The 17,656-nt window shown below is 33.0% G+C and carries 15 protein-coding genes and 1 pseudogene; 2 read left to right on the top strand and 14 right to left on the bottom strand.

What is annotated here, in order from left to right; genetic code table 11:
* Positions 1 to 254: 254 nt before the first annotated feature.
* The 3 genes and pseudogenes from AZF08_RS11230 to panE form a co-directional block, all read right to left on the bottom strand.
* Positions 255 to 935, bottom strand: coding sequence for a TerC family protein (locus AZF08_RS11230; RefSeq protein ID WP_033676372.1), 681 nt, complete (start codon positions 933 to 935; stop codon positions 255 to 257).
* A gap of 603 nt (positions 936 to 1,538) precedes the next feature.
* Positions 1,539 to 2,456: pseudogene (locus AZF08_RS11225) on the bottom strand (choline-binding protein A).
* A 537-nt stretch (positions 2,457 to 2,993) separates the two neighbouring features.
* Positions 2,994 to 3,908: a 2-dehydropantoate 2-reductase gene (panE, locus tag AZF08_RS11220; protein WP_033676374.1), complete on the bottom strand. Its 915-nt coding sequence runs from the start codon at positions 3,906 to 3,908 to the stop codon at positions 2,994 to 2,996.
* 240 nt (positions 3,909 to 4,148) lie between these two features.
* Here panE and AZF08_RS11215 point away from each other — a divergent pair, with 240 nt between their 5' ends.
* A complete protein-coding gene (locus AZF08_RS11215; protein ID WP_033676477.1) occupies positions 4,149 to 4,694 on the top strand; it encodes a GNAT family N-acetyltransferase in 546 nt (181 codons plus the stop codon).
* Between the two features lie 279 nt (positions 4,695 to 4,973).
* Here AZF08_RS11215 and AZF08_RS11210 read toward each other — a convergent pair whose 3' ends face one another.
* Positions 4,974 to 5,441 carry a GyrI-like domain-containing protein gene (locus AZF08_RS11210; protein WP_321141621.1) on the bottom strand — a complete coding sequence of 156 codons (468 nt, stop codon included), beginning with the start codon at positions 5,439 to 5,441 and terminating at the stop codon, positions 4,974 to 4,976.
* A 337-nt stretch (positions 5,442 to 5,778) separates the two neighbouring features.
* Here AZF08_RS11210 and AZF08_RS11205 point away from each other — a divergent pair, with 337 nt between their 5' ends.
* A complete protein-coding gene (locus AZF08_RS11205) occupies positions 5,779 to 5,928 on the top strand; it encodes an aspartyl-phosphate phosphatase Spo0E family protein (protein ID WP_063177284.1) in 150 nt (49 codons plus the stop codon).
* Positions 5,929 to 5,998: 70 nt separating this feature from the next.
* Here AZF08_RS11205 and AZF08_RS11200 read toward each other — a convergent pair whose 3' ends face one another.
* From AZF08_RS11200 to AZF08_RS11155, 10 genes are all read right to left on the bottom strand, one after another.
* Positions 5,999 to 6,250: a SunI/YnzG family protein gene (locus tag AZF08_RS11200; RefSeq protein WP_033676376.1), complete on the bottom strand. Its 252-nt coding sequence runs from the start codon at positions 6,248 to 6,250 to the stop codon at positions 5,999 to 6,001.
* Positions 6,251 to 6,679: 429 nt separating this feature from the next.
* Positions 6,680 to 8,380 carry a M4 family metallopeptidase gene (locus tag AZF08_RS11195; RefSeq protein ID WP_033676377.1) on the bottom strand — a complete coding sequence of 567 codons (1,701 nt, stop codon included), beginning with the start codon at positions 8,378 to 8,380 and terminating at the stop codon, positions 6,680 to 6,682.
* Between the two features lie 434 nt (positions 8,381 to 8,814).
* Positions 8,815 to 9,879: an undecaprenyldiphospho-muramoylpentapeptide beta-N-acetylglucosaminyltransferase gene (locus AZF08_RS11190; RefSeq protein WP_033676479.1), complete on the bottom strand. Its 1,065-nt coding sequence runs from the start codon at positions 9,877 to 9,879 to the stop codon at positions 8,815 to 8,817.
* A gap of 147 nt (positions 9,880 to 10,026) precedes the next feature.
* A complete protein-coding gene (locus tag AZF08_RS11185) occupies positions 10,027 to 10,353 on the bottom strand; it encodes a DUF6572 domain-containing protein (RefSeq protein ID WP_200875229.1) in 327 nt (108 codons plus the stop codon).
* A gap of 22 nt (positions 10,354 to 10,375) precedes the next feature.
* Positions 10,376 to 11,272 (bottom strand): NAD-dependent epimerase/dehydratase family protein, encoded by an 897-nt coding sequence (locus AZF08_RS11180; protein ID WP_033676379.1) that lies wholly within the window; start codon positions 11,270 to 11,272, stop codon positions 10,376 to 10,378.
* On the bottom strand, positions 11,269 to 12,255 hold the full coding sequence (locus tag AZF08_RS11175; protein WP_033676381.1) for a UDP-N-acetylglucosamine 4,6-dehydratase family protein: 987 nt from the start codon (positions 12,253 to 12,255) through the stop codon (positions 11,269 to 11,271). Before AZF08_RS11175 ends, AZF08_RS11180 begins: the two co-directional genes overlap by 4 nt.
* Before the next feature lie 242 nt (positions 12,256 to 12,497).
* Entirely contained in the window at positions 12,498 to 13,493 is a 996-nt protein-coding gene (locus AZF08_RS11170; RefSeq protein WP_033676383.1) for a LacI family DNA-binding transcriptional regulator, read from the bottom strand.
* A gap of 23 nt (positions 13,494 to 13,516) precedes the next feature.
* On the bottom strand, positions 13,517 to 14,533 hold the full coding sequence (locus AZF08_RS11165; protein WP_033676385.1) for an aldose epimerase family protein: 1,017 nt from the start codon (positions 14,531 to 14,533) through the stop codon (positions 13,517 to 13,519).
* Positions 14,530 to 16,038, bottom strand: a complete 1,509-nt coding sequence (gene galT / locus AZF08_RS11160) for a UDP-glucose--hexose-1-phosphate uridylyltransferase (protein ID WP_033676387.1) — start codon at positions 16,036 to 16,038, stop codon at positions 14,530 to 14,532. Before galT ends, AZF08_RS11165 begins: the two co-directional genes overlap by 4 nt.
* A complete protein-coding gene (locus AZF08_RS11155; protein ID WP_033676388.1) occupies positions 16,035 to 17,219 on the bottom strand; it encodes a galactokinase in 1,185 nt (394 codons plus the stop codon). The genes galT and AZF08_RS11155 overlap by 4 nt, the downstream gene beginning before the upstream one ends.
* Positions 17,220 to 17,656: the final 437 nt, after the last annotated feature.

The following is a 17,656-nucleotide window of genomic DNA, read 5'->3' as shown; positions in this document are numbered from 1 at the left end:
GTTCCAAAAACGACTCAACCACCGAGCTCCGATAGAATATCGAATCGCGATGGTTGCTTAGTCTTTTTTAATACTGTCTACTTGACAGGGATAAGACCAAGACCATCAAGCGAATGGTCTTTTTTATAAAGTGAAACTTTAATCAGTGGGGGCTTCATCCCCCACTGATTATTAGCCTTCACCAATCGGGCTTTTACTGGCAGTTTATCTCTCACCTAACTTCTTTACTTTCACCGAACTTTGAGGTGGGATTATTACTGCCCGTTAATGTGGGATAATTTCTTTTTCTGTTTTAAATTTCCAAAGAATACTACACCTGCAACAATTAAAATCGTTAATCCCCATTTTATTATAAGATTTTCTTCAAAAAAACCTTTTAGGAATTTTTCATCTACAATCATTTTAGATGCGGTATAAGCTAAAACTGCTGCTCCGATTGTAATAATGATAGGAAAACGTTCTACCCATTTTAAAATTAATGTACTTCCCCATACTACGATTGGAACTGAAACTAACAAGCCAATAATAACTAAAGAAAAATCCCCATGAGCAGCTCCTGCAACGGCTAGAACATTATCTAATCCCATTAATGCATCAGCTATAACAATTGTTTTAATAGCTGCCCAGAAACTTTCTCCTGATTTAACATCATGTTCTTTTCCTTCAGCAAGGAGTTTATAAGCAATCCATATAAGTAGTATACCCCCGATTAAAAGCAAACCAGGTATTTTTAGTAACCAAACAACGAATACGGTTGCAATTGCTCTTATTCCTATTGCACCAACTGTTCCCCATAGGATGACTCTTTTTTGTTGTTCTTTTGGTAAATTCCTTGCTGCCAATCCAATTACAATTGCATTGTCCCCAGCTAGAACTAGATCAATTACAATAATGGATAGTAAGGTTGACCAATATTCAGGTGAAAGAAAATCCATATGATATCACTCCTTAAAAATTAATATACGCTATTTACAATTATAAAAATCACATTTCTATTCACTATCCTCTAGAAGATTGCTTATTCCTACATAACTTACAAAGGAAAATAAGGGAATTCATGAATTTAAATGAACAATTATAAAAAAATTAATACGAGCTTTCTAATTAAGGAGTGCAAATCCAGTTCTGTTTGTTATACAAGAAATCCTGCTCATATTTTAAGTTATCTTTAGTAAATTATAACTCCCCAAAATTACCCATAATAATTTTGAATTCCTGAACAGTTAAATATATCTTAATATGAAATATTGCATATAATATTTCAGGTTTATTTTGTTATAATTTTAAAAGCGAATTGTTCATCCAGCAATTCCTAACAGCGCATATCTATTGATAATGCCAACCCTAATTACACACAAAGGGAGAAGAATCTTTATCATTCTTCTCCCTTTGTATATTTTCAAAAACTCAATGCTTCGCACAGATTTAAATTTTTTATGCTTCATACAATACAACTCATTTGAAATCGCATCATACTTTGAAGTTGAACACCCTGTATAGGCTCTATGTCTCTATAAAATACTTTTTACACCAGAACCTTACTTTTCCACTAATACAGTATCGTCAAGATAAGCATCACAGCTTTCACCGGAGGGAATATAAATGTAGACTTTTCCTGAAGCCTCAGTATTTCCAGTAGTAAATTCAACAGATTTTTGTTCATATTGTGAGGAAGTGAAATTTAAAGTTTTTTCACCTACTCCATCAATTCCAGTCCCTACAATAACCTTTTGTCCAGAGGATACTACTTTGCCATATGCAGATAATATATACGTAGTATTAGGCTTAAAAGTTACGTACCCCTCGAATCCACCATTTGATCCACCTAAATGAATGCCTTTAGAATTATTTACTCCTGCATGTTCCTCAATTTTGGCATTTACATAGCCCCATTGTTTAAGGAGATCTAAATTCGTATTCCGGTCAAAATCAACATTTAAAATATAAGACTTCTCTTTCAATTCCACATTATCAAACTTAACCCTTCCACTGCCTGTAGAAGCAAGTTTCACTACAAAGTTTGATACATCTTCTCCGGTTGTAAACGTAAATTCATGGTGTGCGGGTGAAAAACCTGTATACTGCTTTTTGGTTAATGGGACTACTTCTTGAAGTGAATTTAAATTACCTACTGTGACTTCTGCCGGAGATCCCAAAATCCCTGCTGTATCAAATGTTAATGTATATTCTGTGTTCGGCTTTACAGTAATAAGCTGATAAGCGGTGTCTTCATGTATTAATTTCAAATAATGATTACCTGTTCCAGAATTATTAATGTTTTCATTAGAAGAATTAGGATTGGATAAAACTCAGTGGTTTAGCCTATCTTCAAAGTTACCATTCATAATTTGTTCATATACAGATGGACTATCTGCTGATACAGTACCTGAAAATCCTATACCAGCACTTAACACGATTGCTGTAGAATATAATCCTAGACCAAATTTTTTTAACATCTTCGTCATCCCCTTTGGATAAGTTTAAATTTTACTTTTTCATACTTCTATACGCTTTTTAGACAAACCTACCAAAACATTCAAATCACTTCTTTATAAATATTTAAGCGGAAATTCCATCTATATATTTAGGAGCACATATCCATTTATCAAGAAGGAAGAAACGAAAATATAACGGCTTCATACTATTGTTTTTTCTTTTGCTACCAATAAGCGCATTTATGTTAACAGAAATCTACAAGAGTAGCCCTGTATCCTTTTAAAGATACAGGGCTACTTAGTTTCTATATTAGCATTCATTTTGAAAAGTATATCTCCATTCTCTTGGTTCTTTAATACTGAAATGAAAATTTACTATGGCTTCATAATCATTTCTCCATTTAATTGAAAATTCTGTGGAGATAATACTAGTTCCATTGGTATCCACATCGAATTTTTTGTTCTTTTCCAAAATTGATTCTAATGGTAGATGAACGTTGAAAAGCTGACTCGCTTTCCTTGTCTACGAACATCTCAATGGACTGTTTAAATGCCCCCTTACAACATCTCTTCGTAAACTTTTAAATTCTGATAAACAATTTCTAGCAATGGCGCATCTATATGAAATTGTTGAGCTAATTCCAATATATATCCTTGTAAGTATGCCCCTTCGATGAATGACCCCTTTTCCATATCCCGCTGCATAGAAGATTTCATATCATATGAAATCTTATCAATCGTCTTCATATGCTCTTCAACAATAGTATCATGAATTGGAGCTCCAGATGCTCTCATAATCTGTGCCGCTTCTTCAAATAAATGCCGAATAAATTCTCGTCCTCCATCACTTTCACGAATTGGTCCTATCGGCGCACGCATTAGCGTAGTCACGCCTGACATAACCGTAATAAACAAATATTTATGCCACATATCTTGCACAATATGATCACTCAAAATAAAACTTGCTTTTGTATCCTTTAATGTATTGGCAATCCGATGTATTCGCTCTGTATCTGGATGTTCAATTTCACCAAATACAAGCCGGTCGGCAGCACTAGTTTGAACAACCTCTCCCTCCCCATTTAATGTTGTTTCAATAAAGCATAAACCTCCGATAACTTTATCTTCACCAAATGAGCGTTGTAATAGAGATAAGTGAGCTATACCATTTAATAGTGGTAAAATAATTGTGTTCTCACCTACAAATGATTTCAAGTCGTTTATTGCTTCTTCTAAATGATAGGTTTTTGTTGAAAATAAAATTAAATCAAATGGATCTGTGGATTCAGCTTTTGTTATTAATTGTGGTATAAAGGAAAAATCTCCATTTATACTACGAATGACTAGACCGTTTTTCTCAAGCTGTTGTTTTCGTCCACTACGAACGAGAAAAGTAACGTCTTCTCCTTTTTCTACTAACCGGCCTCCAAAGTAACCCCCGACTCCTCCAGCTCCTAACACCAAAATACGCATATAGAACTCCCCTTTTCCAGACATGAAAATTTCACTTCATTGTAACATAACTATATTATACATCTGACTTATTAAACAGACAGAAGATTCACTTTTTTAATAAGATTTCATTTTAACGAGGACTAGATAATAGTATTTATCATTTTATTAACGAACAAATTAGTAACATTTTAATTTAAAAATTATGTATTATAAACTTAGTAACGACTTGTATAGGTAGAAAGGATGCGAAGCGAAAAAATGAAATATCCAATGTTCTTATCTAAGAGATTAACAATACGCCCATTTGAATTAGATGATGCCCCAAAAATTCAAGAGTTAGCAGGAGATCAAGAAGTGGCGAAAACCACTACAATCATTCCTCATCCTTATCCAGATGGCTGGGCAGAAGAATGGATTACCTATACTCATACAGCTATGGATAAGGGTGACAGTTTTCACTTTGCAATGATTAATGAGCAAAATATGCTCATAGGTTGCATATATCTTTTTATTAATAAAAAACACAATAAAGGAGAACTCAGATACTGGGTAGGTAAATCATATTGGGGTAAAGGGTACTGTACAGAAGCTGGGCAGGTCATCGTTACATATGCATTTGAAGAATTGCAGTTAAATCGTATTTACGCTGATGCTTTCACTAAAAACCCTGCCTCTTCTAAAGTCATGCAAAAATTAGGATTGAAACATGAAGGAACATTTAAACAAAGTTGTTTATACTGGGGCGTTTATGAAGATACTGTGGTTTATGGTTTAACAAGATCTGATTATAACAAGAGTAAGTAGCTTCCCTTCTTTTACTGTAAATTTTCCATACAATCCAAACTTACTCATACTCCTCCTTCATTATTGCAAACTATATTTCTTGTTACTTATTCAACATTGATACTTTAGATGGTGCCTATTATTATATTTTATACCATTATTGTTTTGTATTTAAACTATTAGAATATGCTCCATAAATTCAAGACCAAACAATTACACGGATTGTATTCTTGAATCTTCATCACGATAAATATCTTTCCATTTCAAGAATTCATCTTACAGTACTTATATTCCTATACTTCATTTCATCTTTATTGATATCCAAACCTCTTCTTTGGCATTGATATCATCTGGACGATACGTATCATCCATAACTTCAAAATGTTCCCTTACATCTAAATTATAATTTGAATTTGGTAACCATTCTTGAAAAATATATTGGAATGTACTCATATCAGATGCCGTTCCTTTATGGATAAAAACAGCATATAAGCCACCTGCTAATGTGTGCTTAGATAACTCTAAAGAAATATCTTTATCAAAACTTTCAACTTCAACAGCAGCCCATTTTTGATAGGCATAATTCATATCATTCATATTCAAAGGGGTTTTTAACACTTTTACGGAAAGAAAACAAGAGTTAGCTCTATGAAGAATACTATTTCTTATCGGCATAAATGTTTGCCATATCCCCCTTGTGATTTCAGGGTCTTTTTCAAAAGTTGTTTCTTTTTTTATTCCAACAATTTTTTTAGCGGGAATATTTATTATTTTCGGTTACATTTTTTCTATCTCCTCTCATTATTCATGTTCAACATGAATATCCAATGGTCTTATGATACTAGAAGCTTAATTAGAATTTATATGTACTTCTTTAGCATATCTTGATAATGAATACTCCCCCACCTCAATATGGATTTGAGGTGGGGGAGTATTCATTGCTTAAATAACTAATCTAACTGTAAGTATGTACTTATTACATCTTATCTATTTAAAAATTCATAAAGATGTTTTAATTTGTTTAATTATACTGTTCCTTTATGTAGAAAAATAGTATATAATTCCCTAAGTAATATTATAGGAATAGGGGAGTTTACATTAAAATATGGAATTAAACAAACTATATATTCTAATTGAAAAAAGAAAAGAAGAATTGATTCAACTGGTTAACTATTATGGTTTCCATCATGAAAAAGTAATAGCGTTTAGTCAAGAGTTAGATGCTCTAATTATTCACATGATGAAACAAAAGTAGATCTTTTTACTACGAATAGTATTAAGCAAATGAATATTAATATATACAAAATAAAAAAAACCTGAATTATTTACAAATTAATTTTATTTAAAAGTAAATCCTTATCCATTGTAAATAATGCATAATCGAATTTTTTAGTCCTAATTAAGATATAATCTGATCTCTCATTTCGTTTCCCTATTTTTACTATATCACTCTTCTCTAGAATATCATTATTCCCTCCATCAACATCAACTATATCCTCTAAAGGAATATTAATCTCTGCAGTTTGCCATTCGATCATTAAATACTCTTTTGATTTTCTAACATTTATATCAGCCATGTTACTACTACCTACCTAATACATCTTAATTTCATTATAAAATAATGTAAATGGAATTATATCAAAGAAATATTTAAAAGACTACTATTTTTTAGTCATATTAAACAAACTATATAATTAATTTAAATTGAATTATTTTACAAAACTTCTTCTTCCATGTTTTCTCTTTAATTTTCGTACTACTTAATAATCAATTCTTTTATTCTCGTAAATCTGGAATACATATATATGTATATAAATTTTTTATTATTATACGCCTGATAAGGGTATATAATGTAATTCTAATTAGAAAATTAAGTTTGTTACTTCCCGTAGAATTCTATTCTGATTTATTAGACGCAAGCAACATTCTATTTTCATAGAGCAAGTTTCTAAAAGAAAAAAACACTCTAAATGAGTGTTCTTTCTTTTAGAAACTTTAATTGCAATTTATTGTACTCCGACCGCATCATATGATTGTTTCACCGCTGTAACTTCTGCAGAGTTTGCACCATATAAATCAGCTGCAGCTTGTACTAAACCAGCACGTGCTTGACTAAACGTTGTAGACTCAGTGAAATACTGTGTATTAGCGCGATAGTAAACTGCTCCTACCTTATCTTTACCAATGCCGTTCACTGTTACGTCGTAATGTGTACCACCATTTGCTAGTAAGTAAGCAGCTTTGTTAATAATACCGCTGTTTGTATGAACACCACCGTTATCACCTGATCCAGTATAACGTTTAGAATAATGATCAGGATCACCATATTTTGTTGGATCGCTCAAAGATCGAAGCGCATCCCCTGTTTTACCAGGTGTATAAATATCTTCGCCTACTTCCCAATCTGGATTACGATTATCAAAGTATTCTACTAATGTCCCAAAGATATCAGAAATGGCTTCGTTTAAGGCACCAGACTCATTTTGATAAATTAGATTTGAACTATATTCTGTTACTGCATGAGTTAACTCATGTCCAATGACATCTACCCCACCTGAAAGGGAAGTGAATGTTACACCGTCTCCATCACCATATACCATCTGAGAACCATTCCAGAATGCGTTATTATACTTATTTCCATAATGAACTGTTGATTTTAATGGCGCTCCTGCATCATTAATAGAATTTCGATTAAAGGTATTTTTATAATAATCGTATGTCACACCTGCATAATAATGAGCATCTACTGCCGCAGCATCATATTTAGCATTTAAAGTATTATCCGCGTCTGCCCATAATGTTCCTGGTAACGTAGAACGATTTTTCGCATCATACGTGAAAATTGTTGCCCCGCGAGTGTTATCTTGTAAGTAATAAGAAGATCCAGATAATGTTGTATTAATAGATTTTGTATCTCCTAATACCCCTTTACCTGTTCCTACTTTATTTGTTCCTGTTACAGGTTTTACAACTGCTTTCCCTTCTTGTTTAACAGCTTTTTGCTCAATTGGAGCTTGGTTTTCACCTGTTACATGGTCAATTGTGTTATATTTATTCAATATTTTACCGCTGTCTGCTTCAATGAAATAATAATAGTTTCCTGGTTTAGGATCTAAGAAATTTAATTTTACAACATATGCATATGTTGGATTCTCATCATTTTGATATACATATAATTCCGCTGTCGGTTCTACCTCATAGTTTGGTGTTAATCCTAAATCCTGCTGTGCAATTTCAATCGCTTTTTTACCTTCAATCGTATCCTTATTTTTTAATTTCTCCTTTTTATCTAAATCAGGTAAGACTGTACCAGATAATACTTTTAATGAACCATCTTTACTAATATGAGCTAGTTGAGTAGACCCCCATACAGGTGTCCCTTCATACACTTGTTGTAAGCGCAATACTGTTGAATCAGTTACAGAATCTCTTTTTACTTGTTTTACTTTAAAAGATTCCTCTGCACGCTTTTCACCTAACTTATACTCCCCTTTTGCTGCATTTAAATAATCAAACACAACAGATTCTGCTTTCTTCCCAGTTGCTTCAGTTAGATCACCTGAAATAAACTCTGGTGACTGTACTGCCTCATTGTATTTTTTCGTAGAGAGTACATTCTTAGAATCTGCAAATGCAGAGCTTGTCCCTCCAAATGCTGTAACTGCCACTCCAGCTGCCAAGAAAAACGCTAAACCTTTCTTTTTCATTTTACCTTCCCCCTAATAAAATAATAAAGAATCAACGTCAATATATCTAAAAACAATAAATATTAAGAAAATTCAAGGTGTAAATTAGATACATAAAATCTATTAATAAAATATAGTTTTACATGCAATTACTACACATACGTTATCCCCCCTCATTAAATAACACTAGATATTGTAAGATTATCTCTTACAATATCTAGTATATAATAACTAAATTCCATAAATCAACATTTAATTCTTATTTTTCTTCTAGGAATTGTACGGATTAACAAGAATGTTCTACTAAATTTATTACCAACTAGATTGATAATACAAGGATAACAACGATTTCTAGGCCTTATCTCCCCTGTTTTAATCCATTTATAAAGATCTTTTTTGCCTTTTCAGGGTGAATTTTATTTTTAAATCTTATAGTATATATAAGGTTTAAAATTTCACTTTATAGTAACTTCACTAATTACATCAACTAATTCATCTATCCCCTCTCTATCTTCTACATTTTTGCTCATATTTTGAATGTATTTATCTTTATTTTCCAGCAGTTTATATACCTTATGAAGAAACGTATCAGCATCTATATTTTCTTGAAGTAATACTTCAGCATAACCTAAAGATTCAAAGTGTTCTGTATTTATAATTTGGTCTCCCCTACTTGATTGATTAGAGAGCGGCAGGAGAAGCATTGGTTTTTTTAACGTTTTCAGTTCAAAAATTGCAGTAGACCCTGCCCTAGAAACTACAATATGAGCCAGCGCGAGTATATCAGGTAATCTTTCACCTATATATTCGAATTGTTTATATCCTTCTACATGAATTCCTGAATCTAATTTTCCTTTCCCACAAATATGAACGACATTAAAATCTTTTAATAAGTTCTCTAGACACGCTCTAACCGTATCATTAATACTTTGTGCACCTTGACTTCCACCCATAACTAATAATATTGGTTTACTAGTTTTAAATTTACAATATGAAAGCCCACGTAGTGCATCTCCTTTTTTTATTTCTTCTCTTACAATCGGACCAATATATTGTGTTTTAGCTGTATTTATCTTCTCAGCTGTATCTGGAAATGTTGTACAGACTTTTTTAGCAAAAGGAATAGCTATTTTATTTGCAAGTCCTAACGTCCGATCTGGTTCACGAATGATAATAGGCACTTTATTCAGCCAGGCTCCTATTACAACTGGAACAGACACGAATCCCCCTGCCGAGAAAACGACATCTGGTCTCATCTTTTTAATCAATTTATAACTTTGAAGGGATCCCTTTATCACTTTAAAAGGATCTTTTACATTATCCCAATCCCAATATCGTCTAAATTTTCCAGTTGCTATACTATGATACTTCACATCGGTAATTAATGTTTTTTCAATTCCATTTTGGGATCCTATATATTGAATGTCCCATCCTCTTTCCAGAAACTTAGGTATGAGTGCTACGTTAACCATAACGTGTCCAGCCGTCCCTCCCCCAGTAAAAACTACTTTTTTATTCATAAATGATTCCCTCTCCTTTATTTTTTGTAGCATTACTTTAACCTCTATATCATTTTGTCTAGTCCCCGTAACATACGTGATAGCTTACAGAAATCTCTATCCCTTATATAAATCTTATCGGCTCTAAATATGTGCCAAAGTGAACTTTTAACAAGTACGAGGGTCGCTAATCAAATAAAACTCAAATTCATGACCCATATCATGTAATACATCTTTTAAAAGTTCATAAAAATCAGTTCCAAATTCATTGCATTCATATTGAGCGAAGATTCGTATAACAAACTTTTTTCTAGTAACTATTTTACATTTCTGTTCAACAGAAACGATGCAATCATTTATCTTCTCTTGTAATATCAACACATGTTTTTCTTCTTCTTTCCAGTCCAATGTGTCAAAAAGAGAGAAATACACCGTACCGTTTTCTGCATAATGTATTGAAAATAAATCTATTTGATTCTGTGGATGTACGATCATATACCCTCCTGTTTTCATTTTTCTACTTATTTTTCATATAAGCCAATACATCTTTTAATGAATCAGCAAATGAAATCCTTGGAATCCATCCCAGCTTTCGAATTTCATTAATGTTTAAAGATACTAACTCCTTACTCTCACTCTTTTCTGTTTCTCTTATTTGAAAATCCAGCTGTGTTAATTCTTTATATTGTGTTACTACTTCTAACAATGATCTCGCCACACCAGAACCAATATCATAATTCGTTCCACTTTCACCTTTCCAAAGTAAAAGATGATAAGCAGCAACTACATCACGAACATCTACATAATCCCTTTTCGTTTGAAGATTACTTAGCTCAATAACCGGTTGACTATTGCCCTCCTCAATGTCTATCATTCTCTTACCTAAAATAGAGCAAATACCATTTGAGAATCCTGGACCAACTATGTTCGAAGGCCTTGCTATTACAACATTTGCTCCTACTAACTCTTCCCAAGCAAGTGCAATAGCAACTTGCATCGTTTTACTAAAACTATACGGATGGGAAGGCGCAGTACCATTTGCGAAATCATGTTGCAAAGCTGAACCCACTACTAATGTTTTACAACTTGGCACTTCATTTCTAATAGCTTCTAACAAATACAAGGTACCCATTGCATTTACTTCTATGTACTTAAGAGGTGTTTTCCAAGAATCTAATACCGAATTTCCTCCTGCTAGATGTAAAACATAGTCTGGTTTTACCTTTTCAATTAAGCTCATCACTTGCGTCTTATTCCTTAAATCACATACCTCACTATTCGCTATCTCTAATGCACGATGCTTTGTTTGAAACACAGGAATTACACTTAGACCATAATTTAAAAAATATTGACAAGCATGACGTCCTGTAAAACCATTTGCACCAGTTATTAAAAGGCGAGCATTTTTTTTCATAGTAAAAACCCTCCTTTTTTTAGCATTTGCTTCACTTCGTATTTCTGCATCAGTCCTTGCTGTGAACTATAATTCGATAGATTCACAGGTGGATAACTTGAATAGTGTTCTTGTAGCCCTTCTATCTGAATAGAAGGCAATACAACAAAATAATCTTTATCAAAACATACACTCGTTTTACTCTCAACTTCAGACAAAAGCATTTCACTTAATTTTTCACCAGGTCGCATACCTATTTCTGTTATGTGTACCTTTTTGTTTCCTGTATCTTCAATAAGTACCTCGGCTAAATCGATAATTTTACACGCTGGCATTTTCATTACAAAAATTTCACCACCTCTTCCCTCATATGTCGCTTTAAATAACAACTCAATCGCATCCTCAACCGTTAAGAAAAATCTAGTCATATTTAGATCTGTAATACCAAGTTGCGAACGAGTTTGAATTTGATTTTTGAAAATAGGAACTACGCTGCCACTTGTCCCTAAAACATTTCCTCCCCGTACACAAATAAATTTCGTCTTCTTCGTTTGTAAATTTGCATGAATGATGAGCTTTTCCCCAATTGCTTTCGTCATTCCATACGTATTAGATGGATCTGCCGCTTTATCGGTTGAAACATATATCACTTTTTCTACTTGATTTTGTATAGCAGCTTCAATTACATTCTGTGTACCATTTATATTTGTTTTAATTGCTTCAGCTGGTTGATGTTCACATACAGGTACATGTTTTAATGCAGCAAGGTGAAACACATAATGGACACCTACACAGGCATGAATCAATTGATCTTTATCTCGAATATCCCCAATGATAAATTTACATTTGTCATTATTTAAAAATTGCTGCTGCATCTCGAATTGAACCGTCTCATTCCTAGAAAAAATCCGGATTTCTTTTGGTGATTTTTTTAATAATTGTTTTATAAGCTCTCGCCCCCAAGAACCTGTCCCACCAGTAATTAAAATGATTTTATTTTGCAATTTCTTTTCCTCCTAGCTACTCAACTCATTATAAAAAATCGCTTAACATGTATCTCTTCACAAATATCTATACATATTTTTAAGGGCAATTTCTTTCATTGATTCAAATCATAATGACTCTTTGTTACAAGTACGTGACATAAAACAAGAACTTCTACAAAATAAAATTGAAAAAAAAATAACCCAGATACTTTTCAGCACCTGGATTACTCTCAATCACACTTCTTAAACAATATATGAAATTAACAACTACTTTCCCTAATCTTCAATTTTGTAGGAATCATTACTTTCTTGGTAATACGCCTTCCAGCAAGTCTCTCCAGTAATATATCTACTGCTGTTTCTCCCATAAACTCCGTGTATACTTTTATTGTACTTAAAGAAGGTGAAACATATCTAGATACACTAATATCATTGATTCCTACTATGTTGACCCTTTCAGGAACAGGAATCTGATGTTCATTAAGTGCTTTTAAACAACCAATTGCTATAGAATCATTTCCAGTCAAAAAAGCTGTTGGTAAATTTTCTTTATGCTCTTCAATAGCCTTATTCATCAATTTATAACCACTTTTGACCGAGAAATCACCGATATATACATATGCTTTATTCCATAATTCTTTACACTTTAAATATTTCTCAAATGTTACTTCCCTAGCATCCTCAACAATAGAAGTTTGATCGTTAAAAGACTCTTCTCCTCCAATATATCCAATTTTCTGATGTCCTTTTTCTAAGAAATAATCTAGCACTTTCATGGTAGCACTTTCAAAATTTGCAACGACAGAATCAAATGTATCTTCATCTGGTGAAAAATCAACAAATACAATATTTTTTGTGATTCCTTCTAAATCATTTATTTCCTTCTCACTAAATTTCCCTACAGCAACAATCCCTTGTATATCTTCTCGCGTTAGTTCTTCTATATTTGTTTGAAAACAATTCACATTATTTATTTGATGATACTGGCAGCGTTTTTCTATTCCTAAACGAATTGACATATAATATAAATCATTCAACTCTTCTTCCTCTGTATACCAGTGAACAAGAGCGATTTTTGTCGTTTTCTTATTACGATTACGTGACGTACGTTTTTTATAAGATAACTCTTCTGCTACTTCAAATATTTTCTTTTTTGTTTTATTGCTTACGGATAATGTTTCATCATAGTTCAATACCCTTGATACGGTCGCTATTGATACGCCTGCTTTTTCTGCTATATCTTTGATTGTAGTCATTTCTCCTTTACCTACTCTTTCTTTTATTTTAATCCGAATGTATATTTCGTTATAGAAGAAAAGTGTTGACCCTTTTTAAGAATATAAGAAGGGAATTCTAGGGAATCTGATAAATTAGGAGATTTCTGTGTTTCTAAACATAATCCCGTATATTTGTTAAACAATTGATTTCCCGTATAAAAAACAACACTCGCTTCACTTGTTTTAATTACAACATTACGCCCACTTTCTTCTTCCCATAATAAAATTTCTCCATTATTAGGACGATTCAAAACAAATGAATGATCATACCCTTGCCCTACTCGTTTAATCTGACTGTTATTACTTTGTATTCCATCCTTAATCAACCGTCCCTCTCTTAGGTCAAAAGCTGTACCTCTGACATCGACTAAATTTCCTGTTGGCAGGAATTGTTCATTCAGTTCAATAAATCTATCACTATTCATCTTTATCATATGATTTAATATATTCCGCTTAGCGTTTCCACTTAAATTAAAATATGTGTGATTTGTTACATTTAACAATGTAGTTTGATCTGTTTCTGCATCATACTGAATACAAAACTCATTTTTATCATTTAGTGTATATGTAACTGTTACATGAACATTCCCTGGATATCCTCCCTCGCCAGCAGGACTCATATATGAAAATCGAACCCCCAGTTCTTTCTTATTTTTTATCATCGTTGCATCCCATATGATATGACTAAAACTTTTCACACCACCATGAAGATGATGTCCATTTTCATTCTTATCTAAGTCATAAGTTGTACCTTCTAATTCAACTTTCGCATCTTTTATTCTACCAGCTACCCTTCCTACAACTGCCCCTAAGTACGAGGAATCTACACTATAACTCGCCATATCTTCATACCCTAATACGATATTTTCAAAGTTTCCGTATCTATCAGGCATAATAACTTTTGTAATAATACATCCATAGTTTATACATGTTATTTCTAAACCATCATGATTTGTAAAAGTGTAAGCATATACGTGATTACCATCAATTTCTCCAAACTTTTTCTGAAACACATTCATATTTTGACACCCATCTCTAATTGCAACTTCTGAATAAATCGTCTAAATGCAAGGATTCCCTCATCGTTTCGCTTAAACACACTCGCATTCTCAAGCGCCCTCAGAAATTTATTCGCTATCTCTTTTCTAACAATATCTCGGACATTCCGTTCATTTACTCTATCTTTATATTGTTCTATCAATTGTTTTACCCATGGTACATGGTAACTTTCAATATATGTTCCCTTTCCTATTAGATACTGCTCAATCTCTTGTAACTCCTTTTTCAAACGTGCTGGCAACACAGCTAATCCCATCACTTCAATTAAACCGATATTTTCTTTTTTTATATGCTGTACATCTTGATGTGGATGAAAAATCCCTAGTGGATACTGTTCATTTGTCCGATTATTCCGTAACACTAGATTTAGTTCAAACATTTTATTCCGTTTACGTGCAATCGGTGTAATCGTATTGTGAGGTATGTTATTTGTATAGGCACAAACGGCAACCGATGGATCGCTATACTGATTCCACTGCCGCAAAATAAAATCAGCCGCATCTACTAATGGATTCATCATTTTACTTCTTAAACGAATAACAGAAACAGGCCACTTAATCGTTGAACATTGAACATCTGGAAACCTAGTTAGTTCAAATTTATATTCATCTTCTGCTTTCGCCATTGCAAACTCATATTGGCCACCTTGATAATGATCATGTGACAAAATGGATCCTCCCACGATTGGTAAATCTGCATTAGATCCAAGAAAATAATGCGGAAATCGTGCAACAAAAGATAACAGATTTGAAAATGTCCGACGGTCAATTTTCATATTTCGATGTTCCTTAGAAAGTACAATACAATGCTCAAGATAGTAAACATACGGTGAATACTGAAGATACCACCTTTCATCTAATAAATTCATTTGAATCATACGATGATTAGAACGTGCTGGATGCCCAATTCTTCCTGCATACCCTTCATTTTCAATACAGAGTAAACATTTTGGATAGTCCACACTTGTATTCTTATCCTCTCTTATAATCTCATTTGGATCCTTTTCCGGTTTAGATAAATTGATTGTAATATCTAATTCTCCATATTCAGTTCGAGCCTTATAACTTATATTTTTTTGAATCTGTTTTCCTTGAATATAGTTACTGTTTGTACTGAGTGTATAAAAATATTGAGTAGCGTCTTTCGGAGAATATTTATAAAGTTCATAGAAGCGTTGATTCACAATAGAAGGCATAGGGATAAAACAATTCATAATTTTACTCGATAACTTCTCCTTCTCAGTCTCCCTATCCTCAATTACTCCTTGATCGCATGCGTATGTCACTATTTTCATCAATAAGTCCGGTATATCCAACTCACATTTCACATGCTTCTTTTCGGTAAAAAAATCAATATGGAGCAGTGAAAGAATTTGATTTCTTGCATATATCTCATCCTCTTTTTCAATGAGTTTTGCAGACAAAGAACATTCAATTAATTGCTGAATGTCTTGGCAAATAGTCATTTTAGAACCTCCTTTGAAATCTCACGTGCTCCATCACCAATATGGGCGATATAAAAAGTTGCCTCATAGCCAATTATTTTTTCATAATGCTTTCCAACCTCATCTATAAAATGACTCGTATAATCCTTTTCCACAATCGTAATTGCACAACCACCAAATCCTGCACCAGTCATACGCGCCCCTAATACCCCTTGTTGCTCCCAAGCTGTTTCAACAAGAGTATCTAATTCCCTCCCTGTCACTTCATAATCATCACGCAACGAACAATGAGATTCATTCATAAACTTTCCAAATGCAACAAGATTGTTATGATTCAATTCATGAAATGCTTTTATCGTACGACTATTTTCGTATACGGCATGCTTAGCACGTTTTCTTATTGTTTCATCACGGATACAGTTTTTATAGTGTTCAAATATTTCTTCTGTCAATTCACCAAGAGATCGTATATCTATGACTTCTTGTAAGTAATGCAGTGCTTTTTCACACTCATTTCTTCGTTCATTATATTTAGAACTTGCTAATTCACGACGTTTATTTGTATTCATAATGATAATGTTGTAATTCTCTAATGGAATGGATGTGTATGAATACTGGAGTCTTTCACAATTTAACAGCATTCCATGTCCTTCTTTCCCCATACCAATTGCGAATTGATCCATAATTCCACTATCGACACCGATAAACTTATTTTCTACCATTTGACCGATTCGGACTAAATCCATACGATCTATTCGTAAATCAAATAGCTTTTCAATAACAATCCCTGTTACAAGTTCAATAGAGGCAGATGAAGATAAACCAGCACCGTTTGGTATCGTCCCATAAAATAAAATATCCATTCCAGACTGAATATCATGCCCCGCTTCTAATACGTAACGAATCATACCTTTCGGGTAATTTCCCCACTTATGTTCTGGATCAAATTCCAGTTGTTTCAATGAAAACTCAATTACCCCTGTCTCTTGAAAATTCATAGAATATATACGCACTAAATCATCGTTACGCCTTCTCACTAACGCATATGTGCCAAGTGTAATCGAGCAAGGTAGTACATGACCTCCATTATAGTCAGTATGCTCTCCAATTAAATTAATTCGTCCTGGTGCAAAAAAAACATTGTAAGCCTTTTGATTGAATTTCTGTTGAAATAAATTGGCTAACGTCTCAATTTGTACCATAAGTTCCTCCTTATTAACAAAAAATCAGTTACAACACTCTGCATTTATTTAAATTTTACTAAAATTCAGTTTAATTTTACTGATTTTTTACCATAAGAGTCAACTGTTTTATTCTTCAATATCTATAACGCGCACTCACATATTTTTTCTATTTTACTTCTTCACATTTCTCCCTTCTATGTTCTACCTATGAAAATCCTTCAATCTAAAAGTAACAAGTAGACTTTCTAATAATCCCACCTTACTTTCCAAGTCTTGCAGCAAATACCTGCATTACAAATGATATAATAAAGTGAAACTTTAATCAGTGGTTTTTTTTCATCCCCACTGATTATTAGCCCTCACCAATCGGGCTTTTACGGGCAGTTTATCTCCTACCTAACTTCTTTTCTTTCACCGAATTTTGAGGTGGGAGTATTAGTGTCCATTAATGCGGT

Origin of the sequence: Bacillus gaemokensis, from assembly GCF_001590835.1 — a bacterium.
In the GTDB taxonomy this organism is placed as follows: Bacteria; Bacillota; Bacilli; order Bacillales; family Bacillaceae_G; genus Bacillus_A; species Bacillus_A gaemokensis.
Note: the sequence above shows the minus strand (reverse complement) of the source record. Positions and strands in the feature narration are given on the sequence as shown.

Coding starts and splice junctions, on each gene's coding strand:
- AZF08_RS11230 (WP_033676372.1), bottom strand. CDS start 935: ATGGATTTTCTTTCACCTGAATATTGGTCAACCTTACTATCCATTATT.
- panE (WP_033676374.1), bottom strand. CDS start 3,908: ATGCGTATTTTGGTGTTAGGAGCTGGAGGAGTCGGGGGTTACTTTGGA.
- AZF08_RS11215 (WP_033676477.1), top strand. CDS start 4,149: ATGAAATATCCAATGTTCTTATCTAAGAGATTAACAATACGCCCATTT.
- AZF08_RS11205 (WP_063177284.1), top strand. CDS start 5,779: ATGGAATTAAACAAACTATATATTCTAATTGAAAAAAGAAAAGAAGAA.
- AZF08_RS11200 (WP_033676376.1), bottom strand. CDS start 6,250: ATGGCTGATATAAATGTTAGAAAATCAAAAGAGTATTTAATGATCGAA.
- AZF08_RS11195 (WP_033676377.1), bottom strand. CDS start 8,380: ATGAAAAAGAAAGGTTTAGCGTTTTTCTTGGCAGCTGGAGTGGCAGTT.
- AZF08_RS11190 (WP_033676479.1), bottom strand. CDS start 9,879: ATGAATAAAAAAGTAGTTTTTACTGGGGGAGGGACGGCTGGACACGTT.
- AZF08_RS11185 (WP_200875229.1), bottom strand. CDS start 10,353: ATGATCGTACATCCACAGAATCAAATAGATTTATTTTCAATACATTAT.
- AZF08_RS11180 (WP_033676379.1), bottom strand. CDS start 11,272: ATGAAAAAAAATGCTCGCCTTTTAATAACTGGTGCAAATGGTTTTACA.
- AZF08_RS11170 (WP_033676383.1), bottom strand. CDS start 13,493: ATGACTACAATCAAAGATATAGCAGAAAAAGCAGGCGTATCAATAGCG.
- AZF08_RS11165 (WP_033676385.1), bottom strand. CDS start 14,533: ATGAATGTGTTTCAGAAAAAGTTTGGAGAAATTGATGGTAATCACGTA.
- galT (WP_033676387.1), bottom strand. CDS start 16,038: ATGACTATTTGCCAAGACATTCAGCAATTAATTGAATGTTCTTTGTCT.
- AZF08_RS11155 (WP_033676388.1), bottom strand. CDS start 17,219: ATGGTACAAATTGAGACGTTAGCCAATTTATTTCAACAGAAATTCAAT.